Source organism: Streptomyces sp. NPDC001027 (genome assembly GCF_040299045.1).
Lineage (GTDB): Bacteria > Actinomycetota > Actinomycetes > Streptomycetales > Streptomycetaceae > Streptomyces.
Genome location: NZ_JBEPBI010000022.1, coordinates 13439 through 28885, shown reverse-complemented (window position 1 = coordinate 28885; position 15447 = coordinate 13439). Strand labels below are relative to the sequence as shown.

The 15447-nt window shown below is 72.2% G+C and carries 13 protein-coding genes; 4 read left to right on the top strand and 9 right to left on the bottom strand.

Features of this window, described 5'->3' with window-relative positions; genetic code table 11:
* The first annotated feature begins 38 nt into the window (after nucleotides 1–38).
* Nucleotides 39–485: an anthrone oxygenase family protein gene (locus ABT300_RS09770; RefSeq protein ID WP_351673744.1), complete on the top strand. Its 447-nt coding sequence runs from the start codon at nucleotides 39–41 to the stop codon at nucleotides 483–485.
* A gap of 58 nt (nucleotides 486–543) precedes the next feature.
* On the opposite strand, the gene narI is transcribed toward ABT300_RS09770, so the two are convergent.
* From narI to ABT300_RS09740, 6 genes are all read right to left on the bottom strand, one after another.
* Nucleotides 544–1311 (bottom strand): respiratory nitrate reductase subunit gamma, encoded by a 768-nt coding sequence (narI, locus tag ABT300_RS09765; protein WP_351673743.1) that lies wholly within the window; start codon nucleotides 1309–1311, stop codon nucleotides 544–546.
* The gene (gene narJ / locus ABT300_RS09760) at nucleotides 1308–1955 is read right to left on the bottom strand and encodes a nitrate reductase molybdenum cofactor assembly chaperone (protein ID WP_351673742.1); all 648 of its coding nucleotides are present in this window, start codon (nucleotides 1953–1955) and stop codon (nucleotides 1308–1310) included. Before narJ ends, narI begins: the two co-directional genes overlap by 4 nt.
* On the bottom strand, nucleotides 1952–3625 hold the full coding sequence (narH, locus tag ABT300_RS09755) for a nitrate reductase subunit beta (protein ID WP_351673741.1): 1674 nt from the start codon (nucleotides 3623–3625) through the stop codon (nucleotides 1952–1954). The genes narJ and narH overlap by 4 nt, the downstream gene beginning before the upstream one ends.
* A gap of 1 nt (nucleotide 3626) precedes the next feature.
* Nucleotides 3627–7310: a nitrate reductase subunit alpha gene (locus ABT300_RS09750; protein ID WP_351673777.1), complete on the bottom strand. Its 3684-nt coding sequence runs from the start codon at nucleotides 7308–7310 to the stop codon at nucleotides 3627–3629.
* Nucleotides 7311–7488: 178 nt separating this feature from the next.
* Nucleotides 7489–8793 (bottom strand): MFS transporter, encoded by a 1305-nt coding sequence (locus ABT300_RS09745; protein WP_502977906.1) that lies wholly within the window; start codon nucleotides 8791–8793, stop codon nucleotides 7489–7491.
* Nucleotides 8794–8974: 181 nt separating this feature from the next.
* Complete coding sequence (locus tag ABT300_RS09740; RefSeq protein ID WP_351673740.1) at nucleotides 8975–10216, bottom strand: DUF418 domain-containing protein; 1242 nt, start codon at nucleotides 10214–10216, stop codon at nucleotides 8975–8977.
* 289 nt (nucleotides 10217–10505) lie between these two features.
* On the opposite strand from ABT300_RS09740, the gene ABT300_RS09735 reads away from it, so the two are divergent.
* Nucleotides 10506–11174 (top strand): response regulator, encoded by a 669-nt coding sequence (locus tag ABT300_RS09735; RefSeq protein ID WP_351673775.1) that lies wholly within the window; start codon nucleotides 10506–10508, stop codon nucleotides 11172–11174.
* Nucleotides 11171–12298, top strand: a complete 1128-nt coding sequence (locus tag ABT300_RS09730; RefSeq protein ID WP_351673739.1) for a sensor histidine kinase — start codon at nucleotides 11171–11173, stop codon at nucleotides 12296–12298. Before ABT300_RS09735 ends, ABT300_RS09730 begins: the two co-directional genes overlap by 4 nt.
* Before the next feature lie 95 nt (nucleotides 12299–12393).
* Here the strand turns inward: ABT300_RS09730 and ABT300_RS09725 are convergent, their stop codons facing one another.
* From ABT300_RS09725 to ABT300_RS09715, 3 genes are all read right to left on the bottom strand, one after another.
* Entirely contained in the window at nucleotides 12394–13050 is a 657-nt protein-coding gene (locus ABT300_RS09725) for a maleylpyruvate isomerase N-terminal domain-containing protein (protein WP_351673738.1), read from the bottom strand.
* A gap of 93 nt (nucleotides 13051–13143) precedes the next feature.
* Nucleotides 13144–14322, bottom strand: coding sequence for an acyl-CoA dehydrogenase family protein (locus tag ABT300_RS09720; protein ID WP_351673737.1), 1179 nt, complete (start codon nucleotides 14320–14322; stop codon nucleotides 13144–13146).
* A gap of 118 nt (nucleotides 14323–14440) precedes the next feature.
* Complete coding sequence (locus ABT300_RS09715) at nucleotides 14441–14815, bottom strand: four-helix bundle copper-binding protein (protein ID WP_351673736.1); 375 nt, start codon at nucleotides 14813–14815, stop codon at nucleotides 14441–14443.
* Between the two features lie 178 nt (nucleotides 14816–14993).
* Here ABT300_RS09715 and ABT300_RS09710 point away from each other — a divergent pair, with 178 nt between their 5' ends.
* The gene (locus ABT300_RS09710) at nucleotides 14994–15359 is read left to right on the top strand and encodes a DUF6479 family protein (RefSeq protein WP_351673735.1); all 366 of its coding nucleotides are present in this window, start codon (nucleotides 14994–14996) and stop codon (nucleotides 15357–15359) included.
* Nucleotides 15360–15447: the final 88 nt, after the last annotated feature.

The window sequence follows — 15447 nt, the reverse complement described above, 5'->3', positions numbered from 1 at the left end:
CTCAACAGCTAGCAGCGCTAGATCAAGGGAGAGGCATCATGCTCGACGCACTCGAGGTCGTCACCACCGTGTCCTTCGGCGTGATGGTGGGGGTGGAGTTCTCCGTCGCCTTCGTCATGAACCCGATCTTCAAGGCCCTCCCGGAGGACAGCGGCCAACTGGCCAGCGCCCACGGAGGCCGGATGCTCGGCGCCGTGATGCCGGTCTGGTATCTCACCTCGCTCGCCCTCGTCGCGGTCTGGGCCGTCGCCGGGCGGCACCACCACGACACCGGCCTCGTCGTCACCGCCGGCGCGCTGTTGGTCCTCAACGTGATCATGTCGCTCCTGCTGCTCGTCCCGATCAACAACCGGGGCAAGACGTGGACCCCCGAGAACCGGCCCGCCGACTGGAAGGAGCAGCTGAACCGCTGGAACCGCTACCACTACGTCCGCGTCGCCGGTCTCGTCGCCGCGTTCGCCCTGCTCGTCGCCGCCCTCACCTGAGCCCGCGTGCCGTCGCGTGTCGGTGGGGTCCGAGCAGGGCGGGAACGGTCGCCCGTCGTCAGTTCGTGCGCTCCCAGCCGCGGCGCGGGGCTCGGGCGCCGAGCCGGGCGTCCCTGCTGCGGTAGACGATGTAGGGGCGGGTGAGATAGCCGAGCGGTGCGGTGAGCATGTGGACGAGCCGGGTGAAGGGCCAGAAGGCGAACAGCAGCAGGGCGCTGAGGGCGTGCAGCCGGAACAGCACCGGGGCTCCGGTCATCAGGGCGGGATCGGGCCGGAGCCAGAAGACGGAGCGGAACCAGGGGGAGACGGTCTCGCGGTAGTCGTAGCCTCCGCCGACGACGTTCGCGGCCACGGTGGCGGACAGGCCCAGGGCGATGGTCAGGGCCAGGGAGACGTACATGGCCTTGTCGTTGCGGGTGGTGGCGGAGAAGACCGGGCCGACGGTGCGGCGCCGGTAGATCAGGACGACCAGCCCGACGACGGTGGCGGCGCCCGCGATCGTGCCGAGGACAATGGCCGAGAGGTGGTAGGCGCTCTCGCCGATGCCGACCGCCTCGGTCCAGCTCTTCGGGATGACGAGGCCGCCGACGTGGCCGAGCAGCACGAGGAGGATGCCGAAGTGGAACAGGGGGCTGCCGACGCGCAGCAGCCGTCGTTCGTAGAGCTGGGAGGAGCGGGTGGTCCAGCCGAACTTGTCGTAGCGGTAGCGCCACAGATGGCCGAGCACGAACACGGCGAGGGCGACGTACGGGAGCACCACCCACAGCAGGACGCCCGTGGCGCCTGCCTGCGCCGCCAGGGAGGAGTGCTGGGCGGGCGCGGTCATCGGGGGCCTCCCACGACCGGATCGGGCAAAAACCCCGGGGGTGCGTACGGGTCGAGTCCGACCTGTTCGTCGGGCGGGCCCTGGGCGGCGAGACGGGCGACGGCCTCGCGGTCGTCGCCGCGGAGTGCGGGCAGGGTGGCGGAGACGGAGGCCAGGACCGGCGCCCAGGGCGAGCCCGCGTCGCGCAGGGCCAGGCGCAGCAGTTCCAGGCCGGCCCGGTGCTCGGTGAGCAGGCGGGCGCCGGCGCTCGGCTCGGCGGCGGCGAACTCGAGGACGACGGCGAGATGGTCGGGCAGTTCGTCGTCGCCGAGCCGCCATCCGGCCCTGGCGTAGGCCTGCTTCAGCCGCAGCAGGGCGACGCCCCGCTTCCGGGTGTCGCCATGGGCGTAGTAGGTCAGATAGGGGCAGCAGCGTCTGCGGTGGTCGAAGGTGGCGACGTAGTCGGCCGCCAGGTCCCCCGGCGCGGTGCGCCCGGCGTGTTCGGCGAAGGCCTCGAGGGGGTCGGCGACCGCCCGCGGCTGGGTGGCGGCGACCCTGCGCGCCAGGGTGAGGCGGTCGGGCAGCCGCTGGTCGGGGTAGGCGAGCAGCAGGGACTGGACCTGCCAGGCCGCAGCGTTGCGGACGGCGGTGTTAGGGGGCTTCATGACAGGGAGCCGTTCTCGTCGTCGGCGGCGGGCGGGAAGAGGCCGGGCGGGGCGCCCTTGCCGTCCCAGTTGAGGAGGTTGACGCGGGCGGCCCTGTCGCCGGGGGCGGCCGACGACTCGGACGTCTGGCGCTCGCGCAGGGCGTGGAAGTTCTCGACGGCGACGGGAGCCGCACCGCCGGAGCTTTCGCCGAAGGGGCCGGAGCCTCCCATGCCGGGGCCGCCCTCGTAGTCGAGGCTGCACTCGGTGGCCAGCTCCTCGAGTCGGTGCGCCTGTTCGGCGTGGGCGGGCGGGATGACGTACCGCTCGTCGTACTTGGCGAGCGCCAGGAGCCGGTACATGTCGTAGAGCTGCTCGCCGGTCATGCCGACCGACTCGGGGATGGCGTCGTCCGGTTCACGGCCGAGGTTGATGTCGCGCAGGTAGGAGCGCATGGCGACGAGTCGGCGCAGGACCGCGTCGACGGGCGCCGGGTCGCCCGCGGTGAAGAGCTGGGCCAGGTAGTCCACGGGGATGCGCAGGGCGTCGACGGCGGCGAACAGGTTGCGGTGGTCCTCCGCGTCCCGGCCGGTGTCGCGGACGGCGTCGACCACCGGGGAGAGCGGGGGGATGTACCAGACCATGGGCAGCGTGCGGTACTCGGGGTGCAGCGGCAGCGCCACCCGGTAGGTGTTGATCAGGGCGTGGACCGGGGAGCGCCGGGCGGCCTCGATCCAGTCGCGGGGAATCCCCGCCTTCTCGGCCTCGGCGACGACTTCCGGGTCGTCGGCGTCGAGGAAGACCTTCCGCTGGGCCTCGTACAGGCCGGTCTCGTCCGGCGTGGAGGCGGCTTCCAGCACGCGGTCGGCGTCGTAGAGGACGAGGCCGAGGTAGCGCAGCCGGCCGACGCAGGTCTCGGAGCAGACGGTGGGCAGGCCGACCTCGACGCGGGGGAAGCAGAAGGTGCACTTCTCGGCCTTGCCGGTGCGGTGGTTGAAGTACACCTTCTTGTACGGGCAGCCGGTCACGCACATCCGCCAGCCCCGGCAGCGGTCCTGATCGACGAGGACGATGCCGTCCTCCTCCCGCTTGTAGATCGCGCCGGACGGGCAGGAGGCGGCGCAGGACGGGTTGAGGCAGTGCTCGCAGATCCGCGGCAGGTAGAACATGAAGGTCTGCTCGAACTCGAACCTGATCTTCTCGGAGACCTGGTTCAGCAGCACGTCCTTCTCGCTGGTCGCGGCAGAGCCGCCGAGATCGTCGTCCCAGTTCGCCGACCACTCGATCTTCATGTCCTTGCCGCTGATCAGGGACTTGGGGCGGGCGACCGGGGTGTGCTCCTGCAGCGGGGCGTTGATCAGGGTCTCGTAGTCGTACGTCCACGGCTCGTAGTAGTCGTCGAGGGACGGCAGCACCGGGTTGGAGAAGATCTGGATCAGCTTCTTGAACCGGCCGCCCGCCTTCAGCGCGAGACGGCCCTTACTGTTCAGCTCCCAGCCCCCCTTCCAGGTGGTCTGGTCCTCGTAGCGGCGCGGATAGCCCTGGCCGGGGCGGGTCTCCACGTTGTTGAACCACACGTACTCGACGCCGGTGCGGTTGGTCCACGCCTGTTTGCAGGTCACCGAGCAGGTGTGGCAGCCGATGCACTTGTCGAGGTTCATCACCATCGCCATCTGGGCCATGACGCGCATGTCAGTACGTCACCTCCTGGTCGGCGCGGCGGCGGACCACCGTCACCTCGTCGCGCTGGTTGCCGGTGGGACCGAGGTAGTTGAAGGCGTAGGAGAGCTGGGCGTACCCGCCGATGAGGTGGCTGGGCTTGATGAGCAGGCGGGTGAGGGAGTTGTGGATGCCGCCGCGCCGGCCGGTGGTCTCGGTGCGGGGCACGTCGATCAGCCTGTCCTGGGCGTGATGCATGTAGACGGTGCCCTCGGGCATGCGGTGCGAGACGACCGCGCGGGCGGCGACGACGCCGTTGCGGTTGACCGCCTCGATCCAGTCGTTGTCGTTCACTCCGATCTTCGCCGCGTCCTGGGTGCTCATCCAGATCGACGGGCCGCCCCGGGACAGGGACAGCATGAGCAGGTTGTCCTGGTACTCGGAGTGGATGGACCACTTGTTGTGCGGGGTCAGGTAGCGCACGGTCACGCCCAGTTCCCCGACCTCTCCGAGTCGCGGCTCGCCGAACAGCGCGTCCATGTTCAGCGGCGGCCGGTAGACGGGGAGGCCCTCGCCGAGCGCGGTGATCCAGTCGTGGTCGAGGTAGAAGTGCTGGCGGCCGGTGAGGGTGTGCCAGGGCTTGAGCCGCTCGACGTTGACGGTGAAGGGCGAGTAGCGGCGTCCGCCGGTCTCCGAGCCGGACCACTCCGGGGAGGTGATGACGGGGACGGGCGCGGCCTGGGTGTCGGCGAAGGTGATCTGCCTGCCCTCGTGTTCGGCGGCCAGGTCGGCGAGCGGTGTGCCGGTGCGGGCTTCGAGGGTGCGGAAGCCCTGGGCGGCGAGGCGCCCGTTGGTGGTGCCGGACAGGGCGAGGATCGCCTCGCAGGCGTCGGTGTCGCGGGCGATCGACGGGCGCCCGTCGGCCGTGCCGCCGCGCACGGCGCCGTTCTTGTGCCGCAGGTACTCCAGCTCGCGGTCGACCGTGAAGGTGACGCCCTTGGTGGTGGCGCCCAGGGTGTCCAGCAGCGGGCCGAGGGCCGCCATCTTCTCGGCGACGGCCGCGTAGTCCCGTTCGACGGTGACGAGTCTCGGCATGGTGCGGCCGGGCACCGGTTCGCACTCGCCCGCCTTCCAGTCGCGAACCCGGCCGTGCGGGGTGGCCATTTCGTCGGGGGTGTCGTGCAGCAGCGGCGCCGCCACCACGTCCTTGCGGACGCCCAGATGGCCGGCCGCCTGGCGGCTGAACTCCTCGGCGAGGGTGTGGAAGGCGTCCCAGTCGGTGCGGGTCTGCCAGGGCGGGGCGATCGCCGGGTTGAAGGCGTGCACGAAGGGGTGCATGTCGGTGCTGGACAGGTCGTGCTTCTCGTACCAGGTGGCGGCCGGCAGGACGACGTCCGAGAAGACCGTGGTGCTGGTCATGCGGAAGTCAAGGGTCAGCAGGAGGTCGAGCTTGCCCTCGGGGGCCTCCTCCCGCCACACCACGTCCCGCGGGCGGGCGTCCGGCGGCGCCTCGGCGGCACGCACCGACGCGTCGGCGCCGAGCAGGTGCTTGAGGAAGTACTCGTTGCCCTTGGCCGAGGAGCCCAGCAGGTTGGCGCGCCACACGGTCAGGACGCGCGGGAAGTTCTCGGGGGCGTCCGGGTCCTCCCCCGCGAACCGCAGGCGGCCCGCCCTGAGCTCCTGCACCACGTGTTCATCGACGGCTCGCCCGGCCGCCTGCGCCTCGTCGGCCAGATCGAGGGGGTTGCGGTCGAAGGTCGGGTACGACGGCATCCAGCCCATCCGCGCCGACTGCGCGATCACGTCCGCCGTGGACTTCCCGGCGAACGGACCGCCCGCGCCGGCCGCCGCGAGCGTGTCGGCGGAGAACGGGTCGTAGCGGAACTGGTCGCTGTGCAGGTACCAGTACGCCGTCTGGATCATGAGCCGGGCCGGCCGGTTCCAGTCCGCGGCGGTGGCGACGGCCGAGTAGCCGGTGATCGGGCGGACCTTCTCCTGACCGACGTAGTGGGCCCAGCCGCCGCCGTTGACGCCCTGGCAGCCGGTGAGCGTGGTGAGGGTGAGGAACGCCCGGTAGATGGTGTCGGAGTGGAACCAGTGGTTCGTCCCCGCCCCCATGATGATCATCGAACGGCCGCCGGACTCCTCGGCGTTGGCGGCGAACTCCCGCGCGATGCGCGCCGCCCTGTCCGCGCCCACACCGGTGATCGCCGCCTGCCAGGCGGGCGTGTACGGCTCCTCGGCGTCGTCGTACGACGCCGGCCAGCTGCCGGGCAGTCCGTCGCGCCGCACCCCGTACTGGGCGAGCAGCAGGTCGTACACCGTGGTCACCAGGCGTCCGGCGACCCGTCTGACGGGCACTCCGCGCCGCAGCCGGCCCGCGCCGCCGTCCGGGGCGTCGAAGCGCGGCAGGGCGACGGCGACCGGCGCCTCGTCACCGCCGTGCGCGGACAGCAGCGGCCGGATCTCGCCGAGGTCCAGGTTCCACTTCCCGGCCCCGGCCTCGCCGTAGCGGTCGCCGAGCGTGCCGCCCGGCACGACCGGCCCTCCGGTGGCCGCGTCCAGCAGCACGGTCCGGAACTCGGCGTGCTCGGCCGCGGCGTGCTCACCGCCCAGGTCCGCCGCCGTCAGGAACTTGCCGGCCGTGTACGTCCCCGGCTCCCCCTCCGCCTCGTCGAGGGCGACCAGGAAGGGCAGGTCGGTGTAGCGCTTGACGTAGTCGGCGAAGTACGGAGTCTGCCGGTCGACGAAGAACTCCTTGAGGACGACGTGCCCCATGGCCATCGCCAGCGCCCCGTCGGTGCCCGGCTGGGCCGCGAGCCACTCGTCGGCGAACTTCACGTTGTCCGCGTAGTCGGGCGAGACGGCGACGACCTTCTGGCCCCGGTAGCGGGCCTCCGCCATCCAGTGGGCGTCCGGCGTACGGGTCACCGGCAGGTTCGATCCCCACATGATCAGGTACCCGGCGTCCCACCAGTCCCCCGACTCCGGCACGTCGGTCTGGTCGCCGAACACCTGCGGCGAGGCCACCGGCAGATCGGCGTACCAGTCGTAGAACGACAGCATGGCCCCGCCGACGAGGGAGTAGAAGCGGGCGCCGGCCGCGTGGGAGACCATCGACATCGCGGGGATCGGCGAGAACCCGGCCAGCCGGTCCGGACCGTACTCCTTGATGGTGTGCACGTGCGCGGCGGCGACCATCTCGACCGCCTCGTCCCAACTCGCCCGCACCAGGCCGCCCTTGCCGCGTGCCGCCTTGTAGCGGCGGGCGCGCCCGGGGTCGGAGACGATGTCCGCCCAGGCCGCCACCGGATCGCCGAGACGTGCCTTGGCCTCGCGGTACATCTGAAGCAGGACGCCGCGGACGTAGGGGTAGCGGACCCGGGTCGGCGAGTAGGTGTACCAGGAGAAGGCGGCGCCGCGCGGGCAGCCGCGAGGCTCGTACTCGGGGCGGTCCGGGCCGACCGACGGGTAGTCGGTCTGCTGGGCCTCCCAGGTGATGATGCCGTCCTTGACGTACACCTTCCACGAGCAGGAGCCGGTGCAGTTCACCCCGTGCGTGGAGCGGACTGCCTTGTCGTGCGACCAGCGGTCCCGGTAGAACGCGTCCGCCTGCCGGCCGCCCGCGCGGTGCAGGGTGCGCAGATCGTCGGAGACCTCCGCCCGGGTGAAGAACCGGCGGCTGCGCACCAGGGCCTGCGCCAGGTCGCCGTCCATGCCCGGGGTCCGTCCCCGGCTGTTCTCCGTGCTCACCGTGCCACTCCGTCCCGGGCACCGCGGCCCGTTCGCATCGCGATCGGTTCCGGCCGCCCGACTCTACGACCGCCGCCCCCGACAGGGCCGACAGCCACGCCACGGCCGATGTCTTCGGTCCGTCGATCTCGTCCGCTCGCTCTCACGCGGGGGTGTCCGCGGTGTGGTGGCGGCCGCGTCGGCGGCCGGCGCGCGGCTCACGCTCGCCGCCTCCGGCTCCGGCTCCGGCTCCGGCTGCCGCGCGTACGACGGTGAGGGTGTAGACCAGCGCCGCCGCGGCCACGATCGCGAGCAGGGCCAGACCGGCCGCGTACGTCCCGTACGCGCCGTAGAGCGAGCCCATCACGAGCGGCGGCAGGAAGCCGCCCAAGCCGCCCGCGGCGCCGACCACACCGGTGACGGAGCCGACCCGGTCGGCCGGGGTGAGCAGGGCCACCAGCGCGAAGGTCGCCCCGCTGGCCGCACCGAGCGCGGCCGCCATGGCCAGGAAGGCGAGGGCGCCCACCGGCGCCAGCACCGGGGTGAACGACTGCACGACCGCCCCCGCCACGACCACGGTCAGGGCGCCGGCCAGGATCCGGACCGGGCCCAGCCGGTCGGACAGCCAGCCGCCGACGGGCCGCATCGCCACCGCCAGCAGGACGAACCCGGCCATGCGGTTCGCGGCGTCGGCCTGGGTGAGTCCGTAGCCGGTCCTGAGGTAGGTGGGCAGGTAGACGGAGAAGGCGACATAGCCGCCGAACGCCACCGCGTAGAGGGCGGACGCCTGCCAGGTGATCCCGAGGCGGAGGGCGGCGGCCAGGCGACGCGACAGCGGCTCGGTGGGCACGGTCCGACCCGGCGCGTCACGCAGCACCGACGCGGCCATCACGGCGTAGGCGGCCAGCACGGCCGCGGTGATCAGGAACGGGGTGGGCATGCTGTGCGCGTCGACCAGCTTCACCGTGGTCAGGGCGCTGATCGCGGTGCCGCCCATCCCGGCGCCGAAGACGCCGATGGCCAGCCCCCGCCGCTCGGGCGGAAACCAGGCGTTGACGAACGGGACGCCGACGGCGAAGGCGGTTCCGCCGATTCCCAGGAAGAACCCGCCCACCAGCAGGGCCGTCAGCGACGAATGCCCGGCGAGGCCGAGATAGAGCACCGGGACGATGGCGGCCCCCGACACGATCGGGAACATGACCCGACCGCCGAACCGGTCGGTGAGAGCACCGACCGGCACACGCCCCAGGGAGCCGACGACGACCGGGACCGCCACGAGCAGCGACTGCTGGAACGACGACAGGTCGAGGCCGTCCTTGAAGCGCGGGCCCAGCGGACTGAGCAGCGCCCACGCCCAGAAGTTCACGGCGAACCCGACCGTGGCCGTCGCCAGCATCAGCCACGCCCTGCCGGGCGCCGACGCACCCGGCGACGCACCGCCGCTCTTCGACCTCGACCCCTGAGCCATGTCCGTCCGCCCCTCTCCTGTGCACGGTGGACCGCACCGCCGAGAGCGCTCGCGCACCGCGGGCCTCTTGCCCACGAAGCGGCGTTCCGTCACCACTGTCCTCATCAGGACCTGCCGCAGGAATGGGCCGACAGGCCCTACCGTCGGCCGGACGGCGCCCATGGGGCCTTCGGCGGCACACCTACCGGACGAGTTGGGCGGGCTTGGCGGCCTTGCCGAGCAGCCACTCCAGTGGCCCGCGCCGGAAGAAGCGGGACCACAGCGTCGCGAACACGGTGACGGCGGCGATGAAGCCGACGAGGACGTGCAGCGGGGAGCCGGGCAGTTCCTCGATGCCGAGGAAGCGGATGCCGACGATGTGGAAGACGTAGGCCGTCAGGGACATCGAGCCGACCGCGATGACCGGACGGGCACATCGGTGGAAGCGCGGGAAGGCGTCGACCGCGGCGAGGCAGGCGGCCAGGACCGCGATCGCCACGCCGGCGTTGGCGAGGACCGAGAGCGTCGTCTCACTGTGCGGCGAGGCCACCAGGAGCCCCACCGGGGTGCTGCCGTCGGGATAGCCCCAGGTGTCGGACCACCAGGCCGACGCGACCGATCCTCCCTCGCCCCAGCCGCCCGCGCTCAGTTTCGACAGGGCGCCGGGGACCAGATGAAGCGCCAGCCAGGAGCCGCCGTAGCCGAGGACGGCGAGGGACACGCCGGTGATCGCGAGGCGGGTGCGGACGACGGCGGCGGCGAGGTCGAGGCGGGCCACCGCCATGCCGGCGATGACGAAGGGGATCCAGGTCAGGGCCGGGTAACTGCCCGTGAACAGGAGCGACACGATGCCGTCCGCGCTCGCGGGCCGGGCCCAGATCCCGTCGGCGCCGCCTTCGGGGAGGGCGTGCTGGACGACGTACAGGACCTGCGGCAGGAGGAGGGAACTGGCTGCGGCGATGACGGCCAGCGGGCCGGCGGCGAGCCGGTACAGCGGCAGGACGAGCAGGAAGTACAGGCCGTAGAAGGCGAGGATCACCTCGACCGGTGTGCCGCTCATGGTCAGCGCGGTGCCGAGGGCCAGCAGGACGAGCGCCCGGATCACCACCTTGGCCACCGCCTGGCGGCCCGCCCGGCCCGTCTTCGGACTGCGGCGGCCGGTGATCAGCATGATCGAGAAGCCGGCGAGGAAGGCGAAGAGCGCGGAGGCACGACCGTGCGCCAGTTCCATGACGTGCCCGGTGACGCCGCCCTGGGACGGGTCGGGGCCCACGTGGGCGGCGTACATGCCGAAGACCGCGAGGCCTCGGGCCAGGTCGACGCCTATGAGGCGGCCGACCGGCACTCGCGGCGTATCCGGGGCCTTCGACGGCTCCTTCTCGGTGGCCCGAGGGCGGTCCGTGCTCGGCGCCGTGAGCGCCGTGTCGTGTGCGTTCTGCGTCATCCTTCGAGGTTGGCGAGCGAGCCCGGCCCGCGGTATCCGGCGGCCGTCCGGTCCTCCCCCGCCGCCCGGCGGGTCGGGCCCCCGCCGGGCGGCGGTCCGGCGACGGCGTCGGCCGTCTCCGCGGCACCCCCGTTCGGCGGGAACGCACCCCCCGGACGGCGGGAGTGCCCGATCGAACCGTCTCAGCAGGTGGTTGCTGTCCTATCGTCGAGGCGATGACGATCGACATCCACGCGCGGCGAAGCCGTGCGCACAGGAACGGCGAGGCGGGACGCGCGTGATCCGGGTCATGGTGGTGGACGACGAGGCGCTGGTGCGCTCCGGCTTCGAGCTCATCCTGAGCGCGGCCGACGACATCGAGGTCGTCGCGACCGCGACCGGCGCCGCGGCCGTCGACGCCGTGCGCCGTACCGGCCCCGACGTCGTCCTGCTCGACATCCGGATGCCGGACGTGGACGGACTGACCGTGCTGGGCCGACTGCGCGCTCTTGCGGAACCGCCGGTGGTGGCGATGCTGACGACCTTCGACGCCGACGAGTACATCCTCACCGCACTGCGCTCCGGCGCGGCCGGTTTCCTGCTCAAGGACACCGAGCCGGACCAACTCGCCCAACTCGTACGCACGTTGGCCGCAGGCGGGGTCGTGATGTCGCCGAAGGCGTCCCAGGCCGTCTGGCAGAGCCACCCCGGCGCGACGGCGGCCGACGACCAGGAGGCCGCCCGCGTCGGACGGCTCACCGAACGCGAGCGCGAGGTGCTCGTGCTGATCGCGGAGGGGCTGTCCAACGCCGAGATCGGCGCCCGCGTCCATCTCAGCGCGGGCACCGTCAAGGACCACGTCAGCGCGATCCTGACCAAACTGCGGGTGGGCGGCCGGGTTCAGGCGGCGCTGCTCGCCCAGCGCGCGGGGCTCCTCGACGCGGACACGGAGCGACGGCGCCCGGAGTCCGGGCGATGAGCACGCCGGCGGCCCGCCGGGCACGGGTCCCCGAACCGGTCGTCGACGCCCTGGTCGTCGCGGTCGCCGTCGTGGACGTCCTGCTCAACCTGGAGGACGTGGGCCGCCCGGAACTGGCGGCCGCCGCTCTCGCCTGCGCCTCGCTCGCCGTACGACGCCGCTTCCCGCTCCCGGTGTTCCTGCTCACCCTCCCCGCCAGCCTCGCGCTGGACATCGTCTTCGCCCCGTTCGCCGCCCTGTTCACGCTGGCCGAACGCTCCCGCAACCGCCGTCTCCTGGTCGGATGCGCCGTCCTGTTCGCCCTCGCCTCGGCCGCCCCCTGGCCGCTGGACGACCTCTCCGCGCACGAGCGCACCTGGACCCTGGTCTACTTCTTCTACACGCTCGCCACCGCCGCCGCCCCCGTGCTCCTCGGCCAACTCGTCCAGGCCCGGCGTGACTTGGCGCGCAGGCTCGTCGAGATCGAGGAAGCCCGCGAACACGAACGGCTGTTGCACTCCCAGGCCGTCCTCGCCCGCGAACGCGCCCAGCTCGCCCGGGAGATGCACGACGTGGTCTCCCACCAGGTCAGCCTCATCGCCGTGCAGGCGGGCGCCCTCCAAGTCGCCGCCACCGAACCGCACTTCAGGGACGGCGCACGCACGATCCGCTCCCTCAGCGTCGACACCCTCGACGAACTGCGGCACATGGTGACCCTGTTGCGGGCGTCCGGCGGCCGGTCCACCGAACTCACCCCGCAGCCCACCCTCGCCGACCTCCGCACACTGGTCACGACCAGCGCCATCGACGCCGAGATCTCCGGCGAACTTCCCTCCGAGGTCGGCACCACCGCCCAACGGGCCGTCTACCGCACGGTCCAGGAGGCCCTGACCAACGTCCGCAAGCACGCGCCGGGAGCCTCGGCGGTCGTACGGCTGTGGCGTGCCGAGGACGGCACGGCGTTCGGGGTGACGATCACGAACACCGCCCCGACCCGGCCCTCGCTGCCTCTCCCCGGGAGCCGTCATGGGCTGATCGGGCTCAGGGAGCGGGCCGAACTCCTGGGCGGCGCCTTCGAGTCCGGGCCCACTTCCGGGGGCGGCTACGAAGTGAGTCTGCGGATTCCGGCCCATCGCAACGCCTGACGCCCCCGACTCGGCGCCCCGGGGCCGAAACAGCGGACTTGAGGCGGCATGTGAACCGTCGGCGCGGCACGGCGCGGCGGCGCACGTACGCGAGCCTATGCCCGGGGTGTACCGTCCCAGCGCCAGGCGGTGAGACGAGGACGCCCGGGCAGTTCGGCGCGTCCGGTGGCCCACAGCAGGGTGCGCCAGGGGTCCGTGGGCGACGGCGCATCCGGAAACAGCCGGGCGAGCACCCGGGCGCACAGATCGGCAGGCGGGCTCCATGCGAGACCGAGCCCCTGTGCCAGGTCGTGCGTGTGCACCAGCGTCTCCACGATCCCCATCGCGGCGAAGCCTTCGGGGTCCGAGACGCCGAAGACGTGGTGGGCGCGGGTCTGCGGAGGCGTCGTGCGCACCATGGCGACCAGCAGCGCACCGCTCGCTTCCAGCACCTGCAGCAGACCGGCGGGCCCCGCCTCGCGGTTCGCGTGAACGGCGTTCGCCGGGCCGCCGGGCCGTCGGCTCTCGCATACGAAGGGCACCTCGCCGTCCAAGGGCGGCGTTCTGGGGCCCAGTTGCGCAGCGTAGGCGAAGAGGTCGTCGCTGAGGTGCTCGACGGTTTCCCAGCAGTCCCATTCCAGCGAACCGGCCTTTCCTTCCCACGCGACCGGCGGCGCCTCGCGAAGGGCCGACACGGCGAGCTGCACGGCAAGGTCGAGGTCGTCCGCTGTCACGGGGGGCTGGGAGAGGGCGACATCGACTGATCGGGACATGGCAGGACCGTACCTCGCCCGGAGGAAGCGACCCGACCCCTCTTTTATCGATCAGCGGCTCATCCACCCGGCGAAAGGTTCGCGGTCACAGCACTACCGCCGTACCCGGGGCATCCCCAGGCCGATCCACGAGATGATCTCCCGCTGGATCTCGTTGTTGCCGCCGCCGAAGGTGAAGATCACGGCCGAGCGGTAGCCGCGTTCCAGTTCGCCGTGGAGCACCGCGCCCGCGGAGCCCTCCTGGAGCGTCCCGGGCACGGCGACGACCTCCATGAGCCAGGCGTAGGCGTCGCGGCGGGCCTCGGAGCCGTACACCTTGACGGCGGAGGCGTCCTGCGGGGTGAGGGTGCCGTTCTGCAGGGCCGTGACCATCTGCCAGTTGAGGAGCTTGAGGGCGTCGAGCTTCACATGGGTCTGCGCCAGCCGGCGGCGCACCCAGGCCAGGTCGATGACGCGGCGGCCGTCGACGAGCTTGGTCTCGGTCGCCCAGCGCTGCACGTCGTGCAGGGCGCGGATGGCCATGGTGCCGTGCGCGGCGAGCGTGACGCGCTCGTGGTTGAGCTGGTTGGTGATCAGCCGCCAGCCCTGGTTCTCCGCGCCGACGCGCCGGGAGACGGGGACGCGGATGTTCTCGTAGTAGCTGGCGGTGGTGTCGTGCGAGGCGAGCGTGCGGATGACGGTGCAGGAGTAGCCGGGGTCGGTGGTCGGCACGAGGAGCATGGAGATGCCCTTGTGCGGCGGGGCCTCGGGGTCGGTGCGCACGGCGAGCCACACCCAGTCGGCGGTGTCGCCGTTGGTCGTCCAGATCTTCTGCCCGTTGACGACGTAGGCGTCGCCGTCGCGTACCGCGCGGGTCTTGAGGGCTGCGAGGTCGGTGCCCGCGTCGGGTTCGCTGTAACCGATGGCGAAGTCGATCTCCCCGGCGAGGATCTTCGGCAGGAAGTACGCCTTCTGCTCGTCGGTGCCGTACCGCATGATCGTCGGCCCGACGGTGTTCAGCGCCATCAGGGGCAGCGGCACGCCGGCCTGGGCGGCCTCGTCGAAGAACACGAACTGCTCGATCGGGGTCAGGCCGCGGCCGCCGTACTCCTCCGGCCAGCCGACGCCGAGCCAGCCGTCGGCGCCGAGCCGGCGGATGGTGGCGCGGTAGAAGACCTTCGCGCCGACCGGGTCGGAATGCCGGGCGTAGGCGTTGTCCGGCACCAACTCGGCGAAGTAGGCGCGTAGTTCCGCGCGCAGCCGCAGCTGCTCGGGCGTGTGGTCGAGGTGCACGGCGCCTCCTGGCTCCCAAGGCCGGTGTCCTGACGGCGCACACCGTAGAACGTGTTCCAGAAATTGGGAATGCACAAGGGGCGACGCAAAGCCACGAAGCTCCGGCGACGCGGCCGGCTCAGTTCAGCGTCGCGATGAACTCCGTGCAGGCCTGCGCGCACGCCCGACAGGCGGCCGCGCTCTCCTCGGCGCCGGGGTGCCCGTCGAAGGCGTGCGCGCACTCCAGGCAGACGGTGCGGCACCACTCCAACTGGGCGCGGATGCCGTCCTCGTCCATCCGGTTCTCCTCGGACAGCACGCGGCAGGTCGCGTCGCAGACCTCCGCGCACATGATGCCCTTGCGGCGCACCAGCGCCTGCCGGTCGGTTCGGTCCGGGTCCACGAGGCTCGCGCGCAGCGCACACGCCTGCGCGCACTCGGCGCACGCCTGCGCGCAGGCGAAGCGGTCCTCCAGGAACCGGAAGAGCTCCTGCTGGGATGTCGTCGAAGTCACGTCGGATCGGGTAGCCGGTGTTCGCAGGACCAAACCGTGCGGCGGCGGCCATGCGGACGGCCGACCAGAGCGCGCGCACCCTGAGCGGAGCGCACGGGGTGCGCGGGGCGCGCGGGTGCGCCAGGAACCGGAAGCGGAATGTTCGGTTCGTGGTCCGTTTCAGGGGTATTTTTCTGATATGACTACCGCAAGCCAGCAGCTGGCCGCCACGAGCGGCCTGCTCAGCCTCGGGTTGTTCATGGTCCCGGTGCTCCTCGTGATCGTTCTGGGCGGGAGCTTCTGGCTGGGCGCGCGCATCAAGTCGCGCGAGTCGGATCGACCGCGCCCCGACGAACAGCCGCACCTCCCGCCCGGCGGGGCGGTGCGCGAGATCCGCGAGCACCGGGAGCCCGAGGAGGTGCCGCGGACGCCGGACGGCGGACGCCCCCTCACCCCCTACGAGCTGACCAACATGCAGACCAGAGCCAGCGCGGACCAGAAACGGCCGCGCTGGAGCCGCGGCAGCAGCGGCTCGTTCGGCGGCGGAGGACTCGGCGCACACTGACTCGGCACGCCCGCCCGCCCCTCCCCCGGACCCCCGAGGGAGGGACGGCGTACAGGGGCGGCGTGCCGGGGCGGCGGTGCGCCGCCCC

What these genes read in the sequence shown, in the direction of transcription:
- ABT300_RS09770 (WP_351673744.1), top strand. Translation starts at nt 39, where the DNA reads ATGCTCGACGCACTCGAGGTCGTCACCACCGTGTCCTTCGGCGTGATG.
- narI (WP_351673743.1), bottom strand. Translation starts at nt 1,311, where the DNA reads ATGACCGCGCCCGCCCAGCACTCCTCCCTGGCGGCGCAGGCAGGCGCC.
- narJ (WP_351673742.1), bottom strand. Translation starts at nt 1,955, where the DNA reads ATGAAGCCCCCTAACACCGCCGTCCGCAACGCTGCGGCCTGGCAGGTC.
- narH (WP_351673741.1), bottom strand. Translation starts at nt 3,625, where the DNA reads ATGCGCGTCATGGCCCAGATGGCGATGGTGATGAACCTCGACAAGTGC.
- ABT300_RS09750 (WP_351673777.1), bottom strand. Translation starts at nt 7,310, where the DNA reads ATGGACGGCGACCTGGCGCAGGCCCTGGTGCGCAGCCGCCGGTTCTTC.
- ABT300_RS09745 (WP_502977906.1), bottom strand. Translation starts at nt 8,793, where the DNA reads ATGGCTCAGGGGTCGAGGTCGAAGAGCGGCGGTGCGTCGCCGGGTGCG.
- ABT300_RS09740 (WP_351673740.1), bottom strand. Translation starts at nt 10,216, where the DNA reads ATGACGCAGAACGCACACGACACGGCGCTCACGGCGCCGAGCACGGAC.
- ABT300_RS09735 (WP_351673775.1), top strand. Translation starts at nt 10,506, where the DNA reads ATGGTGGTGGACGACGAGGCGCTGGTGCGCTCCGGCTTCGAGCTCATC.
- ABT300_RS09730 (WP_351673739.1), top strand. Translation starts at nt 11,171, where the DNA reads ATGAGCACGCCGGCGGCCCGCCGGGCACGGGTCCCCGAACCGGTCGTC.
- ABT300_RS09725 (WP_351673738.1), bottom strand. Translation starts at nt 13,050, where the DNA reads ATGTCCCGATCAGTCGATGTCGCCCTCTCCCAGCCCCCCGTGACAGCG.
- ABT300_RS09710 (WP_351673735.1), top strand. Translation starts at nt 14,994, where the DNA reads ATGACTACCGCAAGCCAGCAGCTGGCCGCCACGAGCGGCCTGCTCAGC.